Raw genomic sequence first — 19,945 nt, 5'->3', positions numbered from 1 at the left:
GAATATTGGTGTCACCGGTGGTGTCCCGGCTTGACGCTGCGGCTTCCGGCGGGGAAGCTGGAGCGATGAAGTCCTGAGCAACAGCCCGGCTATGCCGGACTGTTCCCCCGAATCCAGGGCCGCCGTCGAGCATCAGTTCCGGCGGCCACACTGCGGAATCTTGCGAGGACTTGTCTTGACTGAACAACTGAACCTTTCCGGCATCTCCCATGGCTACGGCGACCGGCAATTGCTGGACGGAATCGGCCTGGTCATCACGGCCGGCGAGCATGTTGCCATCGTCGGCGAAAACGGCGCCGGCAAATCCACGCTGCTCCGGATCCTGGCAGGGCTGGAAGCGCCCGACGAAGGAACTGCGGTCAGCCACGGCCGCGTGGGCTACCTTGCCCAGACGCACGGCCTGCCCGAATCCTTCACCGTGGGAGCCGCCGTCGACGCTTCCCTGTCCTCGCTGCGCGCCCTCGAAGCCGAACTTGACCGGCTGGAGGCCGGCCTCGCCGATGCCGAGGACGACGAGCTGGAAACCTACGGCCGGCTGCAGACCGAGTACCAGCTGCGCGAGGGCTACGCCGCGGAATCCCGTGTGGAGGCGGCGCTCGACCGGCTGGGCCTGGGTGGCCTGGACCGGAAGCGGACGTTGGGATCGCTCTCCGGCGGCGAGCAGGAACGCGTGGCGCTGGCCTGTGTCCTGGCCGATCCGGCGGACATCCTGCTCCTGGACGAACCCACCAACCACCTCGATGCCCGCGGAACCGCCTGGCTGGAGGACCGGCTGGCCGCCCATCGCGGGACAGTGGTGGTGGTGTCCCACGACCGCGTGCTGCTCCGCAAGGTGGCCAGCACCGTGATTGAGGTTGATGCCGAGCGCCGTACCGTGACCCGCTACGGCAACGGCTACGACGGCTACCTCCGCGAGAAGGCCGCCGAACGCCAGCGCTGGGTTCAGCAGTACCACGAGTGGATCGTCGCGATGGAGGCGGAGCAGCGGCAGGCGGACACCGTGACCGACAAGATGGGCTACGCCCGCCAGCGCGACAATGACAAGGTGGGCTTCGACTTTAAGGCCGGCACTTGGCAGAAAGCGGCCACCAGCAAGGTCCGCAACGCGCAGGAACGGCTCCGGCGGCTGGAAGCGAGCCCCATCGACCGCCCGCCGGTGCCGCTGCGGCTGGCGGCGGAGCTGGCCGTGGAACCGGAGGCTCCTTCGGGTGCCTCCGTGGCGACCACCGCATCCGGGGACTCCCACTTGACGGCATCGGCGGTCCTCGTTGCCCGCGGCGTCGCGGTTCCAGGCCGCCTGGGCGTCACTGATTTCGCGGCCGGCACGGGCGAGAAGATCCTCATCACAGGCCCGAACGGCGCCGGCAAATCCACCCTGCTCTCCGTGCTGGCGGGAACCCTGGAGCCCGTTGGCGGGAGGGTGCAGCGGCCGGCCCGGGTGGGCTACCTGCAGCAGGAACTCGAACTGCCGCAACGGCCCACGCTCCGCCTGCTGCCGGCCTTCGCGGCGGGCCTCGGCGGCAACATCGACGAGCACGCCGAGGCACTCCTGCGCCTGGGGCTGTTCCGCACCAGCGAGTTCCACGTCCCCGTAGGCAGCCTGTCCGCGGGCCAGCAGCGCAGGCTTGCCCTGGCCCGCCTGCTGCTGGGCGGCTACGGCACACTGATTGTGGACGAACCCACCAACCACCTGGCGCCGGTCCTGGTGGAGCAGCTCGAAGAGGCGCTCGCCGGCTTCACCGGGACCCTGGTTATGGTCAGCCACGACCGCGCCCTCCGGGACTGGTTTGCCAAGTGCGCCAAGAAGAGCGACACCTCGCGGACGGACGAATCCGGCCGCTGGATCAGGTACTCGATGGACAAGGGCGTGCTGGCCCCGGCCTGATGTAGTCGCAGGGGCCGGCCGGTGGCGGCCCGGAAGCGGTGAGATTTGCGCAAAGGAAAAGTTACGCACCGACCGGCAGGCGGAAACATCGGCGGCGGAAGATAGGCCTATGCCACACTCCCGCCGGCCGAAAGGATCTGTCCGTGATCACCAAGAACCTTTTCCTGCAGGGCATCTTCCCGTTTGTGGGCACCGGGCTGGAGAAACCCGTCCCCATCCACCGCGAACTCTCGCACTACGTCCCGGACGGCGTCATCAACCAGACGCTCTACTTCCGGGGCGGCAATTCCAGCAGTGAACTCATCACCGTGGTGCTGATGCGGAACGGCGTGCCCATGCGCTATTTCCCCATCGGCGCCAAGAGCGATGTCCATGTGCCGCTGCGCGTCGTGGAGGACATCGACGGCGGCTCGGTGGTGGAGCTCTATCTCGCCGCCCCGGATGGTGTTGGGGGATCCGTGGTTGTTGACCTGGGCATGGTTGAGCACTGATGACCAGCGTGCTGGACCGGCCGCAGGGCAGGCACGCAGGCGCCGCGCCACGCCGTCGGCTGCTGGTGGTGGGCAACGGGATGGCGGGCGCCCGGGCCGTGGAGGAGATCCTGGCCCGCGGCGGCGCCGAGCAATTCACCATCACCATGTTCGGCGACGAGCCCTACGGCAACTACAACCGGATCATGCTCAGCCACGTCCTCTCCGGCGAGGAAAGCGACGCCGACATCTTCCTGAACGCGCTGCCCTGGTACCGCGAGAACAGCATCACGCTGCACGCCGGGGTCCGTGTTGACCGGATCGACAAGTTCACGAAGCACGTCTTTTCCAATGACGGCCGCGTGACACCGTACGACACCCTCATCATCGCCACCGGGAGCCGCTCCCACATGCCGCCGATGGACGGGCTGTACACTCCGGGCGGGTCCGTGAAGCACGGTGTGTTCGGGTTCCGCACCATCGATGACACCCGCAAGATGGTCCAGCATGCGCAGCAGGAGCATCACCGGCGGGCGGTGGTGATCGGCGGCGGCCTGCTGGGCCTCGAGGCGGCCTACGGCCTGAAAAGCCACGGGATCGACGTGGAGGTGGTGCACTCCGGCGGGCACCTCATGAATGCGCAGATGGGGCCCGACGGCGGCGCGGTGCTGCGCAGGAGCGTGGAGGCCCTAGGCATCCGGGTGCACACGTCCAGCCGCACCACTGCCGTCCTCGGAAGGGACACGGTCAGCGGCGTCAGCCTCCGGGACCGGGAGGACATCGCCTGCGACATGGTGGTGGTGGCCGCGGGCATCCGGCCGAACGTGGACGTGGCTGTGCTGAGCGGGCTGCCGGTGGAGCGGGCCATTGTGGTGGATGACCGGCTGCGGGTCCAGGACGAAGACGATATCTATGCGGTGGGGGAGTGCGTCCAGCACCGCGGCGAGGTCTACGGGCTGGTGGCGCCGCTGTGGGAACAGGCCGTGGTGCTTGCCAACCACGTGACCGGCGTCGACACATCCTCGGCCTACCTGGGCTCGCGGACCGCCACCAAGCTGAAGGTTGCCGGCGTCGACGTCGCATCCATGGGACTGCACGGTCCCGAGTTCGACACCGACGAGCACATCGTCTTCTCGGAGCCCAGCCGCGGCATTTTCAAGTCCATCGTGGTCCGCGACAACAAGATGGTGGGTGCCACGCTCCTGGGCGACAGCCGGAAGGTGGCCTACCTGACGCAGGCCTACGACCGCGGGCTGCCGTTGCCCGAAGAGCGGATCGCGCTGCTGTTCGACGTCGGCGGGCCGGGTGAGGCGGTGGGTGTGGCCGAGCTCGACGACGGCGCCCAGGTCTGCAACTGCAACGGCGTTTCGAAGGGGGCACTCGTGGCCGCCGTGAAGGGCGGCTGCACCACAGTGTCCGGTGCCATGGACGCCACCCGCGCCGGCAAGGGCTGCGGTTCCTGCAAACTCCTGGTGAAGCAGGTGGTGGAGTGGGCGGCGGACGGCGCGGTGGAGGAGGACCCGGCCGCCAGCTACTACGTGCCCGGGATCCCGCTGGACAAGCCGGCCCTGATGGCCGCCATCCGGAAAAAGGGCCTGCGCTCCGTGTCCCAGGTGTTCACGGCACTGGCTCCGGGGAGCGCCGAGGATGCGAAGTCCAAGATGGGCCTCGCGTCACTGCTGAAAATGATGCTCGCGGACCAGTACATCGACGAACGCGACGCCCGCTTCATCAACGACCGCGTGCACGCCAACATCCAGCGCGACGGCACGTTCTCCGTGGTCCCGCAGATGAAGGGCGGCGTGACGTCCGTGCAGCAGCTGCGCCGCATCGCCGACGTCGCCGAGAAGCACAACGTTCCGCTGATCAAACTGACCGGCGGGCAGCGGATCGACCTCTTGGGGATCCCCAAGGAGGACCTCCCGCAGGTCTGGGCCGACCTGGACATGCCCTCCGGGTACGCCTACGGCAAGAGCTTCCGCACCGTGAAGACCTGCGTGGGCAAGGACTTCTGCCGGTACGGCACCGGCGATTCCACGAAGCTGGGCATCGAGATCGAGTCCCGGTTCCAGGGCATCGAGTCGCCGGCCAAGCTGAAGCTGGCTGTGTCCGGCTGCCCACGGAACTGCGCCGAATCGCTGGTCAAGGACGTGGGTGTGGTGGCTGTGGAGGGCGGACGGTGGGAACTCTACGTCGGGGGAGCGGCGGGCGCCCACATCCGCAAGGGCGACCTGCTGGCCACCGTGGACGACCCCGAGGAGGTGAAGGTCCTGACCGGCCGCTTTATGCAGTACTACCGTGAGAACGCCAACTGGCTGGAAAGGACCTACTCCTTTGTGCCGCGGCTGGGCATCGAACACCTCCGCGCAGTGATCGTGGACGATTCCGAAGGCATCGCGGCCACGCTGGACGCGGCCATGCAGGCATCCGTGGACAGCTACGTGGACCCGTGGAGTGAACGCGACGATCCACTCACGCCGGGCCAGTTCCGCACGTCCCTGCCGCTCACGGTCCTGCCCCAGGTGCCGGTCCGATGAGCGCCGACCAGACAGACGCTAACCAGCCCAGCACCGAGCCCGTCATCACCACCGGCCACATCCTGGGCCCGGTGGACCAGATCCCGTTCGGTGAGGGGAGGGCCTTCGGGGTGGACGGCGAGCAAGTGGCGGTCTTCCGGCTGCGGGACGGGACCCTGCGCGCCCTGTCCGCGGTCTGCCCCCACCGCGGCGGCCCCATTGCGGACGGCACCATCGACCGGGAGGTGGTGATGTGCCCGCTGCACCAGCACGCGTTCAGCCTGGAAACGGGCTGCTCAAGCACCGGCGCCGAACCTTTGCGCACGTACAGCGTTCAGGAGGATGCCGAACGGAACATTGTTCTGAAGTATCCCCATATTCGTGGCAATAGTTTGGCTTAACCGGGCTCGGTGTAGCCCGCGTCACTTGCTGCGGTTTGAGTCTTGTAGGATAGACAGGCCGCGCGAACTTCGACGTACTGTGACTTTCCATGCAGAAAATTCCTTGAAACATCAAGAAACCGAATTTTCGGGATGGAGAAGTCCCTGCCAAGGGTGCCGGCCAATCCCCTACCCACAAGGAATTGTTGTGCCTCAAAGTACCCCCACAGAACTCGTGAGCCCAACGGCGCAATCCGCCGTCGTCGACTCCACCCTCAGCGCCGAGGGCTACAAAAAATCCCTGAGCGGACGCCAGGTCACCATGATTGCCATGGGCGGCGCCATCGGCGTCGGCCTCTTTATGGGTGCAGGCGGACGCCTGGCCTCCACTGGCCCTGCGCTCATTTTCTCCTACGCCATTGCCGGCGTCATCGCCTACCTGCTGATGCGGGCCCTGGGCGAGCTGATCATGTACCGCCAGACGTCGGGTTCCTTCGTCAGCTACGCCGGTGAGATGTTCGGCAAGAAGGGCGCGTACCTGTCCGGCTGGATGTACTTCATCAACTGGGCCATGACCGGCATCGCCGAACTCATCGCGATCGGACTGTACTTCCAGTTCTTCTTCCCCAACGTGCCGGTCGAACTCAGCGCCATCGCAGCACTGCTGCTGCTCGTGGGCGTCAACCTCATGAGCGTCAAGGCGTTCGGCGAATTTGAATTCTGGGCATCCTGCCTCAAGGTCGGCGCCATCGTGATCTTCCTGGCCGTGGGCACTTTCATGGTGGTCACCAACGCCCAGGTGGGCGACGGCAACGCCAGCGTGAACAACCTCTTCGCAGCCGAAGGCGGAATGTTCCCTAAGGGTGCGCTGGTGATGATCCTGGTCCTGAACGCCGTGATTTTCGCCTACAACGGCATTGAACTCGTCGGCATCACGGCCGGCGAAATGAAGGACCCCGCCAAGGAAGTTCCCAAAGCGATCCGCGCCGTCGTCTTCCGCATCGTGGTGTTCTACGTCGGTTCCGTGACGCTCCTGGCGATGCTGCTTCCCTCGGACCAGTACGTGGTCGGCACCTCGCCGTTCGTCACCGTGTTCGGCCAGATGGGCCTTGGCTGGATGGGCGATGTTATGAACATGATCGTCATCACCGCCGCGCTGTCCTCCTGCAACTCGGGCCTGTACTCGATCGGCCGGATCTTCCGGACCATGGCCAACAACGGGCACGCCCCGGAGTGGCTGACCAAGATGTCCAAGAGCCACGTGCCGTACGCCGCCATCCTGGCCATCGGCGCCGTCTACCTCGTTGGCATCCTGCTGAACATCTGGCTGGGCGGCTCACACGCCTTCGACCTCGCGCTCAACTCCGCATCGATCGGCGTGATCTTCACCTGGGGCGCCATCTTCGCCAGCCAGATCGCGCTGCGCCACAAGAAGGGCAAGGTCTCCTCCCTGCCCGCGCCCGGCGGAACCTGGAGCAGCTGGGCCGGACTCATTGCGCTGCTGGCCATCGCCGTGCTCATCGGCTTCGACACCATGACCAGCAAGACCGGCGAGGTATTCCACCTCGGTCTCTGGACACTGGCCACCATCCCGTTCTTCGCCCTGGTCCTGTGGCTGGGCTGGCAGAAGGTCAAGCACAACGAGCCCAAGAGCGAGCTCTTCTGCTAGGTCTTTTCGCCTCAGCAGCCGGACGCTCTGCGGACGGACGCTAAGAAGTCGGACGCTAAGAAGTCCGACGTCGGCGGGTCACCCTTTCGGGGGCGGCCCGCCGTCGTCGTTGGTGGAGCCTGTCGAAACCCCCATCGGTTGCTCCGTGACCGCCCTTTTGAGCGCTCAAAAGGGCGCCTACGGAGCAACCGATGGGGGTCGGTTGGCGTCCACGCTCTTGAGGTGCCGGGCGAAGTGGTCTTCGATCCGCTGCCAGGCTTCGGGGGAGGACTCCGGGTCAGGGCCGATGCCCATGACCCGCATCAGCGGCCGGAAAACCGCCGGGCCCAGGTCGATTTCGTTGAGGAACGCGTGGCCTGCAGTGGGAAATTCCTTGACGCTGTTTTCGATGCCGAGGTTGTCCAGGGCGGTCTCAAGCTTGCCGGCCGCGCCCTTAAGGGTGAGGTCCCGGCCGCCGAAGTTGGCCACGATGGGGCAGGCGCCGCGGAGGCTTTCCTCGAGATTGCCGGGCAGGCGGCCGTAGTTGACCGAGGCCGCGTCGAAGCCGTCGCGGGCCACCAGCAGCGCGAATCCTCCGCCCATGCAGAACCCGATCACCCCGGTCTTGCCGGTGGACAGCGGCGAAGTGGCCAGCCAGGAGCGGGCGGTGGCGAGGTCGGTGAACGCGCGGCCGCTTCCCCTGAGCATGCTCCGCATGGTGCTGACCAGGCAGCGGCGCGGGCCGCCGTCGCTGAACAGGTCCACCGCCAGCGTCAGGTACCCGGCTCGGGCCATCCGGTCTGCATGCCCGCGAACGAGTTCGTTCAGGCCGAAGGCTTCGTGGATCATCAGGACCGCGGGAAACGGACCTGGTCCGGATGGCGTGGCGAGATATCCGCCGAGCGAAGGCGAACCGCCGGCAGCGGCACTCTGGGCACTCAGGTCCACATAAGTCATGGGCCAAGGGTAGCCGCCGCCGTCAAGCCCTCCATCGACTGCTCCGTACGGGCCCTTTGGGGCGTCAAAAGGGCGCCTGGGCCCACGTCGGCAGGGTTCCCTGGCCGAGCTTGCGAGGCGAGGGGGTCGGTGGGGAGCAACGGATGGCGGTCGGCGGACACGAGAACGGCGGCGGATCCCCCATGGGAATCCGCCGCCGCTCGAATATGGGAGGACTAGTTCTTGAAGGTGTCCTTGACGTTTTCGCCGACCTTCTTGGCGTCAGCCTTGACCTGGTCCGCCTGGCCTTCGGCTTTGAGTTTGTCGTTGTCCGTGGCGTTGCCGGTCGCTTCCTTGGCCTTGCCGCCCAGGTGCTCTGCTTCGTTACTGATCTTGTCTCCGAGGCCCATGAGTCTGGCCGCCTTTCGTTTTCAGGGGATCAAACAATGCCGTTTCAGAATAACACAAAGCATGCTTACCATTTCAAGGGGCCCCCGATATCAGCGGCCTGTCGAATGTCAGCGCCCCCGACTAGGCTCGATGCATGGAACACAGCACAAGCCTGACCCAGCACATTCATGCCACGCCGGAAAAGGTCTGGGCGGTCATCTCGGACATCCCGGGTTCCGCCTCCACCCTGTCCGGCATCGACGCCGTGCAGATGCTCAGCGACGGGCCCTATGGCGAGGGGACGCGCTGGAAGGAAACGCGAACCATGATGGGCCGCTCGGAAACGGTGGAGATGTGGGTGGCGCAGGCCGATCCTCCTCGCAGCAACACGGTCAAGGCCCTCCAGGGCGGTGCCGACTACACCTCGCGCTTCAGCCTGGCCGAGCGCGACGGCGGGACGGACCTGACGCTGACCTTCGGCGCCGACGTCGTCAAGCCCACCCTGCTCAGCAAGGTCAGCATGACTCTCTTCGGCAAGCTGGGCATGAGCATGACACGCAAGGCGCTCACGAAGGACCTGGCGGAAATCGCCGCCAAAGCGGAATCGCTCTAGTGGCGGCAAAGCCCCCCAAGGTAACGGCTCCCCGGCTCTCGCCCGTCAGCCTGGAGGATGTCACGGATGATCCGGCCCCGGACTTCCAGCGTGGTGAAAGGTACGACGGCGTCCGGTACAGCCGGGCGGTCGCCGACGGTCTGGAGCTGAGCGGCACGGATTTTGCCGAGTGTGAGTTCCAGGGCGTCTCCTTCAATGACACCCAGCTCCGCGGGGCCACGTTCCGGGACTGCATCCTGTCCGAGCTGTACGCGCCGGTGTTCCGGGCCGCCCGCTCCACGTGGCGGGACGTGCAGCTGAACAATCCCCGGCTGGGCTCCGCTGAGCTGTACGAGACCGGCTGGCAGTCGGTCCGGATCGACGGCGGCAAGCTGGACTTCCTGAATCTGCGCGGGTCCAAGCTGACGGACGTTGTCATCAGCGACTGCATCATCAACGAACTGGACCTCGGTTCCGCCTCCGGGACGCGCGTGGCGCTCAAGAACTGCACCATCGGCACCCTGGATCTCACAGGCTCGCGGCTGAAGGACTTTGATCTTCGCGGCACGGATTTCCGGACCATCAGCGGCCTCGGCAGCCTGGCCGGCGTCGTGATCGACGACTATCAGCTGAGCCTGCTGGCGCCACTCCTGGCTGGGCACCTCGGCGTCCTTGTCCTGTGAGTGTAGTCTTTATAGAACGAACGGTCGGTAAGTAGGGCGGTCACTGGACGGCTCCGAAGATTCCGGCTCCCTGGCGTAAAGGATTTGTTCTTATGGTCGAGGCTTTTCTTGTTGGCGGCGTCCGCACTCCCGTGGGCAGGTATGGCGGTGCGTTATCGGCGGTCCGTCCTGATGATCTGGCTGCACTGGTGATCCGGGAGGCCGTGTCCCGGGCGGGCCTCGACCCGGACAGTATCGAGGAAGTCATCCTGGGCAACGCAAACGGCGCTGGCGAGGAGAACCGCAACGTGGCCCGGATGGCAGTCCTGCTGGCCGGGCTTCCCCTCCACATCCCGGGAATCACGGTCAACCGGCTGTGCGCGTCCGGGCTGAGCGCCATCATCCAGGCCAGCCACATGATCAAGTCCGGCGCCGCGGACGTGGTGATCGCCGGCGGCGTCGAGTCCATGAGCCGCGCGCCGTGGGCCCAGGAAAAACCCGCCACGGCGTTCGCCAAACCGGGACAGATCTTCGATACGTCCATCGGCTGGCGCTTCGTCAACCCCCTCTTCCAGAAGGGCGGGCTCGCCCGCGACGGCAAGATGACCTACTCCATGCCGGAAACCGCGGAGGAAGTGGCCCGCATGGACGGCATCACCCGCGAGGACGCCGATGCCTTCGCGGTCCGCTCCCACGACCGTTCCCTCGCCGCCATCGCCGCAGGGCGCTTCAGGGACGAGATCGTCCCGGTGACGGTGAAGTCCCGCAAGGCCGAAACGGTGGTGGACACTGACGAAGGCCCGCGCGCCGGCACCACCCTGGAAGTCCTCGCCGGGCTGCGCCCCGTGGTTCCAGGCGGGTCCGTGGTCACGGCCGGGAACTCGTCCACGCTGAACGACGGCGCTTCGGCCATCATCGTCGCGTCCGAGGCCGCCATCGCCCGGCTGGGCCTGACGCCGAGGGCCCGGATCATCGACGGCGCCTCCGCCGGCTGCGAACCCGAAATCATGGGCATCGGCCCGGTCCCGGCGACGCAGAAAGTGCTCGCACGGAGCGGCCTCAGCGCTGGTGACCTGGGCGCCGTCGAGCTTAACGAAGCGTTCGCCACGCAGTCGCTCGCGAGCATGCGCCGGCTCGGGCTGGACCCGGACACGGTGAATAACGACGGCGGCGCCATCAGTCTGGGGCATCCGCTGGGTTCCAGCGGATCACGGCTTGCCATCACCCTGCTGGGCCGGATGGAACGCGAGGACGCCAGGATCGGCCTGGCTACGATGTGCGTCGGCGTGGGCCAGGGCACCGCGATGCTGCTGGAGCGTGTCTGATGCCCGCCCCGGAAATCGCGAACGGACACTTGAGCACCCGCGACTTCCGCACGCTCCTGGTCGAGGAGCGGGAGGACCGCGTGGTGGTCCTCCTCAACCGACCGGAAGTCCGGAATGCCATCGACCAGCAGATGGTGGACGAACTGCACGTGGTCTGCGCTGCGCTTGAGCAGAATCCCAAAGTCCTGATCATTGCAGGGGTCGACGGCGTCTTTGCCTCGGGTGCGGACATCGCCCAGCTGCGCGAGCGGCGCCGCGATGATGCCCTGCAGGGCATTAACTCCACGATTTTCGTGCGGATCGCGAAGCTGCCCCTGCCGGTCATTGCCGCGCTGGACGGCTACTGCCTGGGCGGCGGCGCCGAGCTCGCCTACGCCGCAGACTTCCGGATCGGAACGCCCAGTGTCCGGATCGGCAACCCCGAAACAGGGCTGGGGATCCTCGCTGCGGCCGGGGCCAGCTGGCGCCTCAAGGAGCTAGTGGGGGAGCCGTTGGCCAAGCAGATCCTGCTCGCGGGCCTGGTCCTCCGCGCCGAGGAGGCCCTGGCGGCCAGCCTCATCACCGAAATCCACGAGGCGCCGGAGCTGATGGATGCCGCGCACAACCTGGCGGACCGGATCGGCCGCCAGGACCCGCTGGCCGTGCGGATTACAAAGTCGGTTTTCCACGCCCCGGCGGAAGCCCACCCGCTGATTGACCAACTGGCACAGGGGATCCTTTTTGAATCCCAGGCCAAGTTTGACCGCATGCAGGCTTTCCTCGACAAGAAATCAGAGAAGAAGAAACCATGACGAACCCGAACCTTCCCTCCACCGTCGGCGTCCTCGGTGGCGGCCGCATGGGCGCGGGGATCGCCCACGCCTTCCTGATCAGCGGGGCCAATGTCTTGGTGGTGGAGCGCGATGAAGCGTCCGCCGAAGCCGCCCGGGAACGCGTGGAATCCGCCGCCGCCAAGAGCATCGAACGCGGCGCCACTGACGCCAACCTGGATGAGATGGTGTCCCGGCTCGCCGTCACGGTCGATTATGACGACTTCAAGGACCGCCAGCTGGTGGTCGAAGCCGTCCCCGAGGACTGGGACCTGAAGGTCACCTCGCTCCGGGGCATCGAGGAGCGCTTGGCAGAGGACGCATACCTGGCGTCCAACACGTCGTCCCTGTCGGTCAACGGCCTGGCCCGGGAGCTGAAGCGGCCGCAGAACTTCCTCGGCCTGCACTTCTTCAACCCCGTCCCTGCCTCCACCCTCATCGAAGTGGTGCTCGGCGAGCAAACCTCGCCGGACCTGGCTGCCGCGGCGAAAAGGTGGGTGGAGGCACTCGGCAAGACCGCCGTCGTCGTCAATGACGCACCGGGTTTTGCTTCATCACGGCTGGGTGTGGCCATCGCGCTGGAGGCGATGCGCATGGTGGAGGAGGGTGTGGCGTCCGCGGCGGACATCGACGCCGCCATGGTGCTGGGCTACAAGCACCCCACGGGCCCGCTGAGAACCACGGACATTGTGGGCCTGGACGTGCGGCTGGGAATTGCCGAATACCTGCAGTCCACGTTGGGGGAGCGGTTCGCGCCGCCGCAGATCCTCAAGGATAAGGTGGCCCGCGGAGAGCTTGGACGGAAGACCGGCAAGGGATTCTTCGACTGGGCTGAGTAGGATTTCCGGGTGACCCTCTTTGAACCCCTCACCCTGACCGGCCGGCACGTGATTCTTGAGCCGCTGAAGCACGATCACCATGATGGTCTGGTGGCGGCCGCACAGGATGGCGAGCTGTGGAAGCTCTGGTACACGTCGGTCCCGGCGCCGGACGGGATGGCGGCGGAGATCGACCGCAGGCTGGCGATGCAGGAGCAGGGGTCCATGCTGCCGTTCACCACGCGGCTGATCGATCCTGCCACCGGCGGCCCTGGCCGGATCATCGGCATGACCACTTACTGCAATATCGACGCCGGCACGCCCCGTGTGGCCGTGGAGTTTTGTACGCACTGGCTGAACCACCAGTCCAGGGAGGCGATCGCCAGGCTGGGTGCGAAGCAGGACGGCGTGCTGCGCAGCCACCGGCGGACCAGCGACGGCGTCCTCCGCGACACCGTGGTGTTTTCAATCCTGGAGCACGAGTGGGCCATGGTCCGGAACGGTCTGGAGCACCGACTCGCCAAGCACGCGTGACGGGTGCTTGGCGAGCGGGGCGTGGTTACTGCCCGGTCAGCTTGCCGACCAGTGACGCAAAGTAGCCGTGCCGATAGCCCTCTCCGTTGGGGTGGAAATTGGCGGGATCCTGAATGGTGGCGGCATTGAAGTTGATCCAGGGCTCGGCTGAGCCAATGCCATGGCCTGCAAAGGCCGGTGCGACATCGACGAACTCAGCACCAGTTCCAAGTGCGGTCAAGCGGATAACATCGTTCAGCCCAGCAGTCAGTTGATTGACCACGCCTGCCCGGGGATCCGGAAAGGTCGGATCAAAGAGCATCGGATAGCCGGTAAACACGATTCGTGCGCCAGGTGCCTGCGCGTCGACCGCTAGGCTAAGGCCAGCCAAGCCTTGCACGAGTGCGCTTGTGCTGGGATTGTCGCGTGCGTCCTGAAGCATTGCAGCACGAACTGCAGCGGCCCCCAGACATGCATCCGGAGCTGCGAAGCAGGTGGCCAACAAACCCGTAGTGTCGAGGTCATTACCGCCGACGGTGATCGTGATGATCTCGGCGCCGGCGAGGCTGGCCGGGAGGTTGCCGGCAACTGCTCCAATCGTGTACCCCGAGCAAGCTGCATTCGCCGTTAGCTCCAGTCCCCGGAGGTTGTCCGCAATGACCGGGTATCCCCTACGGCTCACAAAGCAGGTCTGGTCCGTGTAAGGAGCCGCGCCCTGCCCAGCGGCGTACGAATCACCCAACGCCACATAGTCGGTCTTCGCCTGCGGCGCAGCTTCGGCTGGGATGGCCGCGAACCCCAGAGCCATTGCTATGGTGGCGAGGCCTGCCGCAAAAGCCGAGCGCCGACGTCGTACTCCAGAACGTGCCATTGAATTTTCCCCTTTTGACTATCAATTGGACAAGTGAGACAGGCATGTAACAGCCACCGTACGCCCCACGCACAAGCCCGTCACGGGTCCGGAGTACTCGATTTTCTGCGCCGCTACACTGTCCGGTACCTGCCCATCGCGTGCGGGCGATGGCGGCTGTGTGGTTAGCTGTCCGGGTGGAGACGACAGGGGGAGCCGTGAGCTGGGACGGAGCCGTGAATGCCTGGCACGTTGCCGGCCGCGTTTACCGGATGGGGCGCCGCGAATGGCTCACCGAGGCAGGTTGGCGGCAGGCGTACGACGACGGCGTTCGCACGGTGATTGATCTCCGTAACTCCCGTGAAGCGCAGCGCCGGGACACCGACCCTGCGGTGGACGCAGCAGCCTGGTCCGGCGTCACGATCGTCGCCGCACCCACTGAAGAACCCGATGATCCGCGGTTCACTGCCGTCGGCGGACCGTACCTCAATGATCCCGCCCATTATCTGCACAACGTCCGGCTCTACCCGGAGAAGTTCGTGGCGGTGTTCCGCGCTGTCGCGGCAGCCGAGGCCGGTGCCGTCGTCATTCACTGCGCGGCGGGACGGGACCGGAGCGGCATGGTGGCAGCCATGCTCCAGGACCTCGCCGGCGACCCGGACCAGCTCATTGCGGACGGCTATGCCAAAGCCGCCCGAGGCATCAACGAACGCTTCCGGACGCACGGCCCGCCCCATGCTGGCGAACGCCACATCGACGACGCCGCACTGACACGCCTGCTGGAGCGGCGCGGCCGGGCCGTGGTGGAGTTTGTCCGGGAGCTGGACACCCGCACCTTCCTGCTGCGCAACGGCCTGTCCGAGGCCGAACTGGGCGCCGTCCAGAGCCTGCTCGGTAGCAGGGTGGCGCCATGAATTCCATGAAGTACGTGGCGGCGTCGCTCGCGGTGTCGGGAGTTGTGATGATTGTGGCCGGGCCGTTCTGGGCCGTCCTCGCTTCAGATTTCGGGACTACGGAGGAGAACTTCGGGCTCGGCGACGGGACCGTCGACGGCGAGTGGCTCCCGGGCCAGATCTTCCTCATGGTGGGCGGGGCAGTCTTGTGCCTGGCCGCGGTGGTGGCCGCGTACATGGCACGGCGGAGCGATACAGATGAATAGAACGAAAGCGATGGCACACAGTTTGAAACGCGTATTTGCAGTAGCAGCGGCTGCCGGAGTGGCACTTTCCGTGGGGCTCGGGGCCGTGCCGGCCTGGGCGGTTGAGCAGCCGGCCGTTGAGCCGCCACCGGTTGCTTCGCCTGCCGTTGCGTCGGCGGACGCTGCGGAACGCCCGACGGCGGGAGGTTCCGGAGGCGGTGACGCGCAGCCCGGCGAGGCCGGCCCCGGCGACGCGCACCCCGGCGACGCCGGCCTTCGGGAAGCTGCCCTCCGCGATGTTGGCCTCACCGCAGACGAGTTCGCGGCTGCGGGCCAGCTGGGCAAGCAGGCTGCGGACGTTGCGGCGGCCCTGCAGGATATCTCCGGCTACCTCGGAACACGGATCCACAACGGCAGCATTCTGGTCGCCGGTAGCGGGGCCGAGCTGGAAGCGGAGGTGGCACGGCTCAGCGCGACTATCCCGGCCGTCGACCTTGAAACCGCACCCGCCGCGCCGCCGTCGGACGGGCCTGCTGACAGAACCGACGCGCCGGCCGCAACGGGCACCCAGTCGACCGGTTCTCCGGCGACCGGCACCGAACTGGCCCGGAGCACCCAGGAGCTGTACCAGGCGTACCTCCGCGATGTGGGCGCGGCTGGGTTGCAGGCCGTGGCGTACACCGGGAGCAGGTTCGTAGTTCGTACCGGCGGAATCAACGGGTCCGAGGCCACAGTGCCTGATTCGGCCGACGACGGAAATGCCGGCTCGAGCCTCACCAGCCCAAACTCGGACGGCAAGATCTCGCCCGCCGAGTTTGTGGCCCGCTACGCCAACGTGCAGCTCGACACCGGGGCGCCGCTCGCGCCGCAGGCCGACCTTTCCGGCGGCCAGGGCTACTTCACCGACATCGGAGAAATCTGCTCCGCTGGCTTTTCAGTTTTTGACCCGGCAGGCCTGCCGGGCGTCCTCACTGCCGGACATTGCACGGATGACGGCGCCGCGGCAACGGCCACCGTGGAATTTCCGCAATGGAACCGTAGCGACCTGTTGGGGACCTTCGGGTTCAGCCAGTTTGGCGGACCCGGAAACTCCACAGTCCTGCGCCCCGGCAACGATGATGACCCCGGCAACGTCGGCACGGACATCGCCGTTATTGGTCAACTTCGCGCCGGCCTCGATCCACTGCCCGCCGCCAGCACATGGAACGATCCCTCGCAGGCCGGCAGGGACGTCAAGATCATAGGGACGGCCGCCCCGGTAATCGGCATGCCGGTCTGTCGCTCCGGCCGAACCTCAGCGTGGTCCTGCGGAACCATCGACGAGGTGGGGATCTACGTGGCAGGCGGACTCAACTATGCGACGGATCCGACAGACCTGCGGGCCTTCAACGGTTTCCTGTCCTTCGATGTCCAGTCCAGCGGCGGCGATTCTGGCGGGCCCTGGGTCAGCGGCAACTACGCCGTGGGCACCCACTCGGCCGGTGAAGAGGCACCCAAACCAAACGAAGCGCCGCCGGTAAACTTCGCCGTGGCCGCCACGCTGCAGGACTCATTGACTGTGCTCCCCGGCTACCAGCTGGAACTCTTCCTCAACAAGCCGGCTGTGACGTCGCCCGCGTCGGGGGCAACGTTCGACGCCGGCCAGACCGTTACCGGCACGGTGGCCGCAGCTCCGGCGTCCGCTGTCGCGGCGGGTTCGAAGGTCCGGATCACCGTGAGTGGCCAGGCGCCCATTGAGGTTCCCGTGGACGCTGGCGGTGCGTGGTCCTTTACTGCCCCCGCGGTGGCAGGCCCGCTGCGTTTCACGGCCGAAACGGTCAACGGATTCAGCACATCCGGTGCCGTGGCCTTCGACTTCACCCCGGTCAGCCAGCCCTCCCAGCCAGCCCCGCAATCTCAGCCCCCGGCTGCGGTGCCAGCCGCGAACGGTGCGCTGCCCCCAAAACGTGACAGCGCCGCCGTCGTACGTCCGCTGGGTGACAGCGCGGCGGCTGGCCTGGCCAACACCGGCGCATCCGGGCTGATTCTGTTCGCCGGCCTGGCGGCTGGTGCGCTCGCCGTCGGCGGTGTGCTCCTGGTGCTGGCGAAGCGGCGGAAGCGGCAGCGCCCCACCCCAACTAGGTAGCACTATCTGTCGTTTTGGGCACGCAAAACGACAGTTAGCGCGACCTACATGGGGTGGGACGGCTACTTCTTCTTCATCAGCAGGTTGGTGATGCGCAGCGTGCAGAGGCGCTGGCCGGCGTCGTTGGTGATGAGAACCTCGTGCGTGGTCAGGGTGCCGCCGAGGTAGATAGGAGTGGCGGTGATGGTGATTTGACCCTCCCGCGCGGAGCGGTGGTGCGTCGCGGAGACGTCCACCCCCACGGCAGTTTTCCCCAACGTGCTGGCGTGGATGACCGCCGCCCAGGAGCCCACAGCCTCGCCCACTGCCAGGGACGCGCCGCCGTGCAGCAACCCGAACGACTGCCTGTTGCCCTCCACAGGCATCGTCGCCACCACGCGCTCAACCGATTGCTCCAGGATTTTCACGCCCATCTTCTCGTCGAGCTCCCCGAGGACGATCTTCCACGGCGTGGCGACCGGCGTGGCGCCCGGGGTGGTGTCCGGCGCAGCGGCGTCGGGGGATAGGGCGCTCATGGGTCTCCTTTGGCGAGGCTGAACTTCCAGTGTGCGGCACGGCACAGTCATGTACTGTAGACATATTACCGAACGGACGGTCAGTAAAGCCCTGGCCGCGTTTTGTCCCCGCCTTGGAAGGACCCGTCAACGATGACCACCACTGCAGAAACCACAGTCGACACCGTCCAGACCGTTCCCAGTTTTGTGCAGGATTCCTGGTGGACTCCCGACGCCGGTTCGGCAGCGTACGCTGTCCCCGTGCGGGATGCGAGCACCGGAGAAGTCCTGGCCAATGTGAGCACCGACGGCCTGGACCTTGCCGCCGTCGTGGATTACGGCCGCACCACGGGACAGGCGGAACTGGGCAAGCTGACCTTCCACCAGCGCGCGCTCAAGCTCAAGGAGCTGGCGCAGTACCTGAACGCCCGGCGCGAGCACTTCTACACGTTTTCGGCCCAGACCGGTGCCACCAAGATCGACTCGATGATCGACATCGATGGCGGCATCGGAGTCCTCTTCACGTTCGGCTCCAAGGGCCGGCGCGAGCTGCCCAATTCGCAGGTAGTGGTGGACGGTCCCATGGAGGTGCTGTCCAAGGACGGCTCGTTCGTGGCCGAGCACATCTACACGCGCATCCCCGGCGTCGCCGTGCAGATCAACGCGTTCAACTTCCCGGTCTGGGGCATGCTGGAGAAACTCGCGCCCGCATTCATCGCCGGGGTCCCCACCATCGTCAAGCCGGCCACCCCCACCGGGTATGTGGCCGCGGCCGTGGTGAAGGCGATCATCGAATCCAACATCCTGCCGAAGGGCTCGCTGCAGCTGATTTCCGGCTCTGTCCGCGGCCTTCTGGACGTGCTGGACTACCGCGACCTGGTGGCCTTCACCGGCTCCGCGTCCACCGCGCTGTCCCTGAAATCGCATCCCAACGTGGTGCAGGGCGGCGTCCGGTTCACGTCCGAAACGGACTCCCTCAACGCCGCCATCCTTGGTCCGGACGCGGTGGAGGGCACGCCGGAATTCGACGCGTTCATCAAGTCAGTGGTCACCGAAATGACGGTCAAGGCGGGCCAGAAGTGCACGTCCATCCGCCGCGCCATCGTCCCGCAGGAGCTGGTGCCGGCGGTGATCGCCGCTGTCGGCAGGCGTGTGGATGAGCGTGTGGTGCTGGGGGATCCCCGCGCCGATGGCGTCACGATGGGCGCTTTGGCGTCGCTCGAGCAGCTCACCGATGTCCGCGCCGCGGTGCAGTCAATGCTCGACGCCGGCGGTGAGCTTGCGTACGGGACGCTGGATTCGCCGTCGGTCACCTCTGCCGGCGGCACCACGGGCGTAGTGGATGCTGGCGCCTTTATGTCGCCTGTGGTGCTGAGCTGGGCTGACGCCGAGACTGACGCGGTCCACTCCCTGGAGGCGTTCGGCCCGGTCGCCTCCGTGATCGGATACAAGGACCTGCCCGACGCCGTCCGCCTCGCCGCCCGGGGCGGCGGCTCCCTCGTGGCATCGGTGTGCACCAACGATCCTGCCGTAGCCCGCGAACTCGTCACCGGGATCGCCGCCCACCACGGCCGTGTCCTGATGCTCAACCGCGAGGACGCCCGCAGCTCCACCGGCCACGGTTCGCCCGTCCCGCACCTGGTCCACGGCGGGCCAGGCCGCGCCGGCGGCGGTGAGGAGCTGGGCGGCATCCGCTCGGTAATGCACCACATGCAGCGCACCGCCATCCAGGGCTCGCCCAACATGCTCACCGCCGTCACCGGCCTCTGGCACACCGGGGCGGACCGGAACTTTACCGTGGAGACCGAGGGAACGCACCCGTTCCGGAAGTCGCTGGCTTCGTTGCGGATCGGCGACGCCGTCCGGTCCGACCTGCGTCAAGTGTCCCTGGCGGACATCACCGCGTTCGCCAACTCCACCGGCGACACCTTCTATGCCCACACCAACCAGGAAGCGGCCGAAGCCAACCCGTTCTTCCCGGGCATCGTGGCACACGGATACCTGCTGCTGAGCTGGGCCGCCGGGCTGTTCGTGGAACCGGCGCCGGGCCCGGTCCTGGCCAACTACGGCCTGGAGAACCTCCGCTTCATCACGCCTGTGGCTGCCGGGGATTCCATCCGGGTCACCCTGACGGCCAAGAAGATCACGCCACGCGAAACCGACGAGTACGGCGAGGTGGCCTGGGACGCGCTCCTGACCAACCAGAATGACGAGATCGTCGCCACCTACGACGTCCTCACCCTCGTCGAAAAGTAGCCCCACCCCGGACGCTCTCTCACTTAATGTACGGTTTCCGGCGACGCTCTCGCACTGGTGAGAGAGCGTCGGGGGTTTTCCCGCATCATGTGAGAGAGCGTTTGGATCTTTCCGGGTTGCCGTGGCGTAAAATTTGCA

Annotated in this window: 19 protein-coding genes; 15 read left to right on the top strand and 4 right to left on the bottom strand. The window is 66.5% G+C overall.

Annotated features, from left to right (window positions below; translation table 11 throughout):
- Positions 1 to 175: 175 nt before the first annotated feature.
- From NG698_RS14220 to NG698_RS14200, 5 genes are all read left to right on the top strand, one after another.
- A complete protein-coding gene (locus tag NG698_RS14220) occupies positions 176 to 1,885 on the top strand; it encodes an ABC-F family ATP-binding cassette domain-containing protein (RefSeq protein WP_252610603.1) in 1,710 nt (569 codons plus the stop codon).
- A 143-nt stretch (positions 1,886 to 2,028) separates the two neighbouring features.
- Entirely contained in the window at positions 2,029 to 2,376 is a 348-nt protein-coding gene (locus NG698_RS14215) for a molybdopterin oxidoreductase (RefSeq protein ID WP_104060431.1), read from the top strand.
- Positions 2,376 to 4,892 carry a nitrite reductase large subunit NirB gene (nirB, locus tag NG698_RS14210; protein WP_252599902.1) on the top strand — a complete coding sequence of 839 codons (2,517 nt, stop codon included), beginning with the start codon at positions 2,376 to 2,378 and terminating at the stop codon, positions 4,890 to 4,892. Before NG698_RS14215 ends, nirB begins: the two co-directional genes overlap by 1 nt.
- Entirely contained in the window at positions 4,889 to 5,272 is a 384-nt protein-coding gene (locus NG698_RS14205; RefSeq protein WP_252599903.1) for a Rieske (2Fe-2S) protein, read from the top strand. The genes nirB and NG698_RS14205 overlap by 4 nt, the downstream gene beginning before the upstream one ends.
- A gap of 187 nt (positions 5,273 to 5,459) precedes the next feature.
- Positions 5,460 to 6,920, top strand: coding sequence for an amino acid permease (locus tag NG698_RS14200; RefSeq protein WP_252610600.1), 1,461 nt, complete (start codon positions 5,460 to 5,462; stop codon positions 6,918 to 6,920).
- A 177-nt stretch (positions 6,921 to 7,097) separates the two neighbouring features.
- Here the strand turns inward: NG698_RS14200 and NG698_RS14195 are convergent, their stop codons facing one another.
- The gene (locus tag NG698_RS14195) at positions 7,098 to 7,856 is read right to left on the bottom strand and encodes a dienelactone hydrolase family protein (protein WP_104060427.1); all 759 of its coding nucleotides are present in this window, start codon (positions 7,854 to 7,856) and stop codon (positions 7,098 to 7,100) included.
- 215 nt (positions 7,857 to 8,071) lie between these two features.
- Positions 8,072 to 8,245, bottom strand: coding sequence for a CsbD family protein (locus tag NG698_RS14190; RefSeq protein WP_104060426.1), 174 nt, complete (start codon positions 8,243 to 8,245; stop codon positions 8,072 to 8,074).
- Between the two features lie 134 nt (positions 8,246 to 8,379).
- On the opposite strand from NG698_RS14190, the gene NG698_RS14185 reads away from it, so the two are divergent.
- The 6 genes from NG698_RS14185 to NG698_RS14160 all read left to right on the top strand — a co-directional run bounded on the left by NG698_RS14185 (position 8,380) and on the right by NG698_RS14160 (position 12,965).
- Positions 8,380 to 8,838 carry an SRPBCC family protein gene (locus tag NG698_RS14185; RefSeq protein WP_252610599.1) on the top strand — a complete coding sequence of 153 codons (459 nt, stop codon included), beginning with the start codon at positions 8,380 to 8,382 and terminating at the stop codon, positions 8,836 to 8,838.
- The gene (locus NG698_RS14180; RefSeq protein WP_252610597.1) at positions 8,838 to 9,500 is read left to right on the top strand and encodes a pentapeptide repeat-containing protein; all 663 of its coding nucleotides are present in this window, start codon (positions 8,838 to 8,840) and stop codon (positions 9,498 to 9,500) included. The genes NG698_RS14185 and NG698_RS14180 overlap by 1 nt, the downstream gene beginning before the upstream one ends.
- Positions 9,501 to 9,592: 92 nt before the next feature.
- Positions 9,593 to 10,804 (top strand): thiolase family protein, encoded by a 1,212-nt coding sequence (locus NG698_RS14175; protein ID WP_252610595.1) that lies wholly within the window; start codon positions 9,593 to 9,595, stop codon positions 10,802 to 10,804.
- Positions 10,804 to 11,595: an enoyl-CoA hydratase/isomerase family protein gene (locus tag NG698_RS14170; protein WP_252610593.1), complete on the top strand. Its 792-nt coding sequence runs from the start codon at positions 10,804 to 10,806 to the stop codon at positions 11,593 to 11,595. The genes NG698_RS14175 and NG698_RS14170 overlap by 1 nt, the downstream gene beginning before the upstream one ends.
- On the top strand, positions 11,592 to 12,452 hold the full coding sequence (locus tag NG698_RS14165) for a 3-hydroxyacyl-CoA dehydrogenase family protein (protein ID WP_252610592.1): 861 nt from the start codon (positions 11,592 to 11,594) through the stop codon (positions 12,450 to 12,452). Before NG698_RS14170 ends, NG698_RS14165 begins: the two co-directional genes overlap by 4 nt.
- 9 nt (positions 12,453 to 12,461) lie before the next feature.
- Complete coding sequence (locus tag NG698_RS14160; RefSeq protein WP_252610590.1) at positions 12,462 to 12,965, top strand: GNAT family N-acetyltransferase; 504 nt, start codon at positions 12,462 to 12,464, stop codon at positions 12,963 to 12,965.
- Positions 12,966 to 12,990: 25 nt separating this feature from the next.
- Here the strand turns inward: NG698_RS14160 and NG698_RS14155 are convergent, their stop codons facing one another.
- Positions 12,991 to 13,752 carry an SGNH/GDSL hydrolase family protein gene (locus NG698_RS14155; protein WP_252610588.1) on the bottom strand — a complete coding sequence of 254 codons (762 nt, stop codon included), beginning with the start codon at positions 13,750 to 13,752 and terminating at the stop codon, positions 12,991 to 12,993.
- Between the two features lie 260 nt (positions 13,753 to 14,012).
- Between NG698_RS14155 and NG698_RS14150 the strand changes: the two genes are divergently transcribed.
- Genes NG698_RS14150 through NG698_RS14140 form a run of 3 tightly spaced genes read left to right on the top strand, consistent with a single transcriptional unit; the run spans position 14,013 to position 17,057 of the window.
- The gene (locus tag NG698_RS14150; protein ID WP_252610586.1) at positions 14,013 to 14,708 is read left to right on the top strand and encodes a tyrosine-protein phosphatase; all 696 of its coding nucleotides are present in this window, start codon (positions 14,013 to 14,015) and stop codon (positions 14,706 to 14,708) included.
- Positions 14,705 to 14,953 carry a hypothetical protein gene (locus NG698_RS14145; RefSeq protein ID WP_252610584.1) on the top strand — a complete coding sequence of 83 codons (249 nt, stop codon included), beginning with the start codon at positions 14,705 to 14,707 and terminating at the stop codon, positions 14,951 to 14,953. The genes NG698_RS14150 and NG698_RS14145 overlap by 4 nt, the downstream gene beginning before the upstream one ends.
- A 10-nt stretch (positions 14,954 to 14,963) precedes the next feature.
- The gene (locus tag NG698_RS14140) at positions 14,964 to 17,057 is read left to right on the top strand and encodes a S1 family peptidase (protein ID WP_252610582.1); all 2,094 of its coding nucleotides are present in this window, start codon (positions 14,964 to 14,966) and stop codon (positions 17,055 to 17,057) included.
- A gap of 62 nt (positions 17,058 to 17,119) precedes the next feature.
- Here NG698_RS14140 and NG698_RS14135 read toward each other — a convergent pair whose 3' ends face one another.
- Complete coding sequence (locus tag NG698_RS14135; protein ID WP_252610695.1) at positions 17,120 to 17,470, bottom strand: PaaI family thioesterase; 351 nt, start codon at positions 17,468 to 17,470, stop codon at positions 17,120 to 17,122.
- A 234-nt stretch (positions 17,471 to 17,704) separates the two neighbouring features.
- Here NG698_RS14135 and paaZ point away from each other — a divergent pair, with 234 nt between their 5' ends.
- On the top strand, positions 17,705 to 19,807 hold the full coding sequence (paaZ, locus tag NG698_RS14130; protein ID WP_252610580.1) for a phenylacetic acid degradation bifunctional protein PaaZ: 2,103 nt from the start codon (positions 17,705 to 17,707) through the stop codon (positions 19,805 to 19,807).
- Positions 19,808 to 19,945: the final 138 nt, after the last annotated feature.

Source organism: Pseudarthrobacter raffinosi (assembly GCF_023913735.1).
GTDB lineage: Bacteria > Actinomycetota > Actinomycetes > Actinomycetales > Micrococcaceae > Arthrobacter > Arthrobacter raffinosi.
Note: the sequence above shows the minus strand (reverse complement) of the source record. Positions and strands in the feature narration are given on the sequence as shown.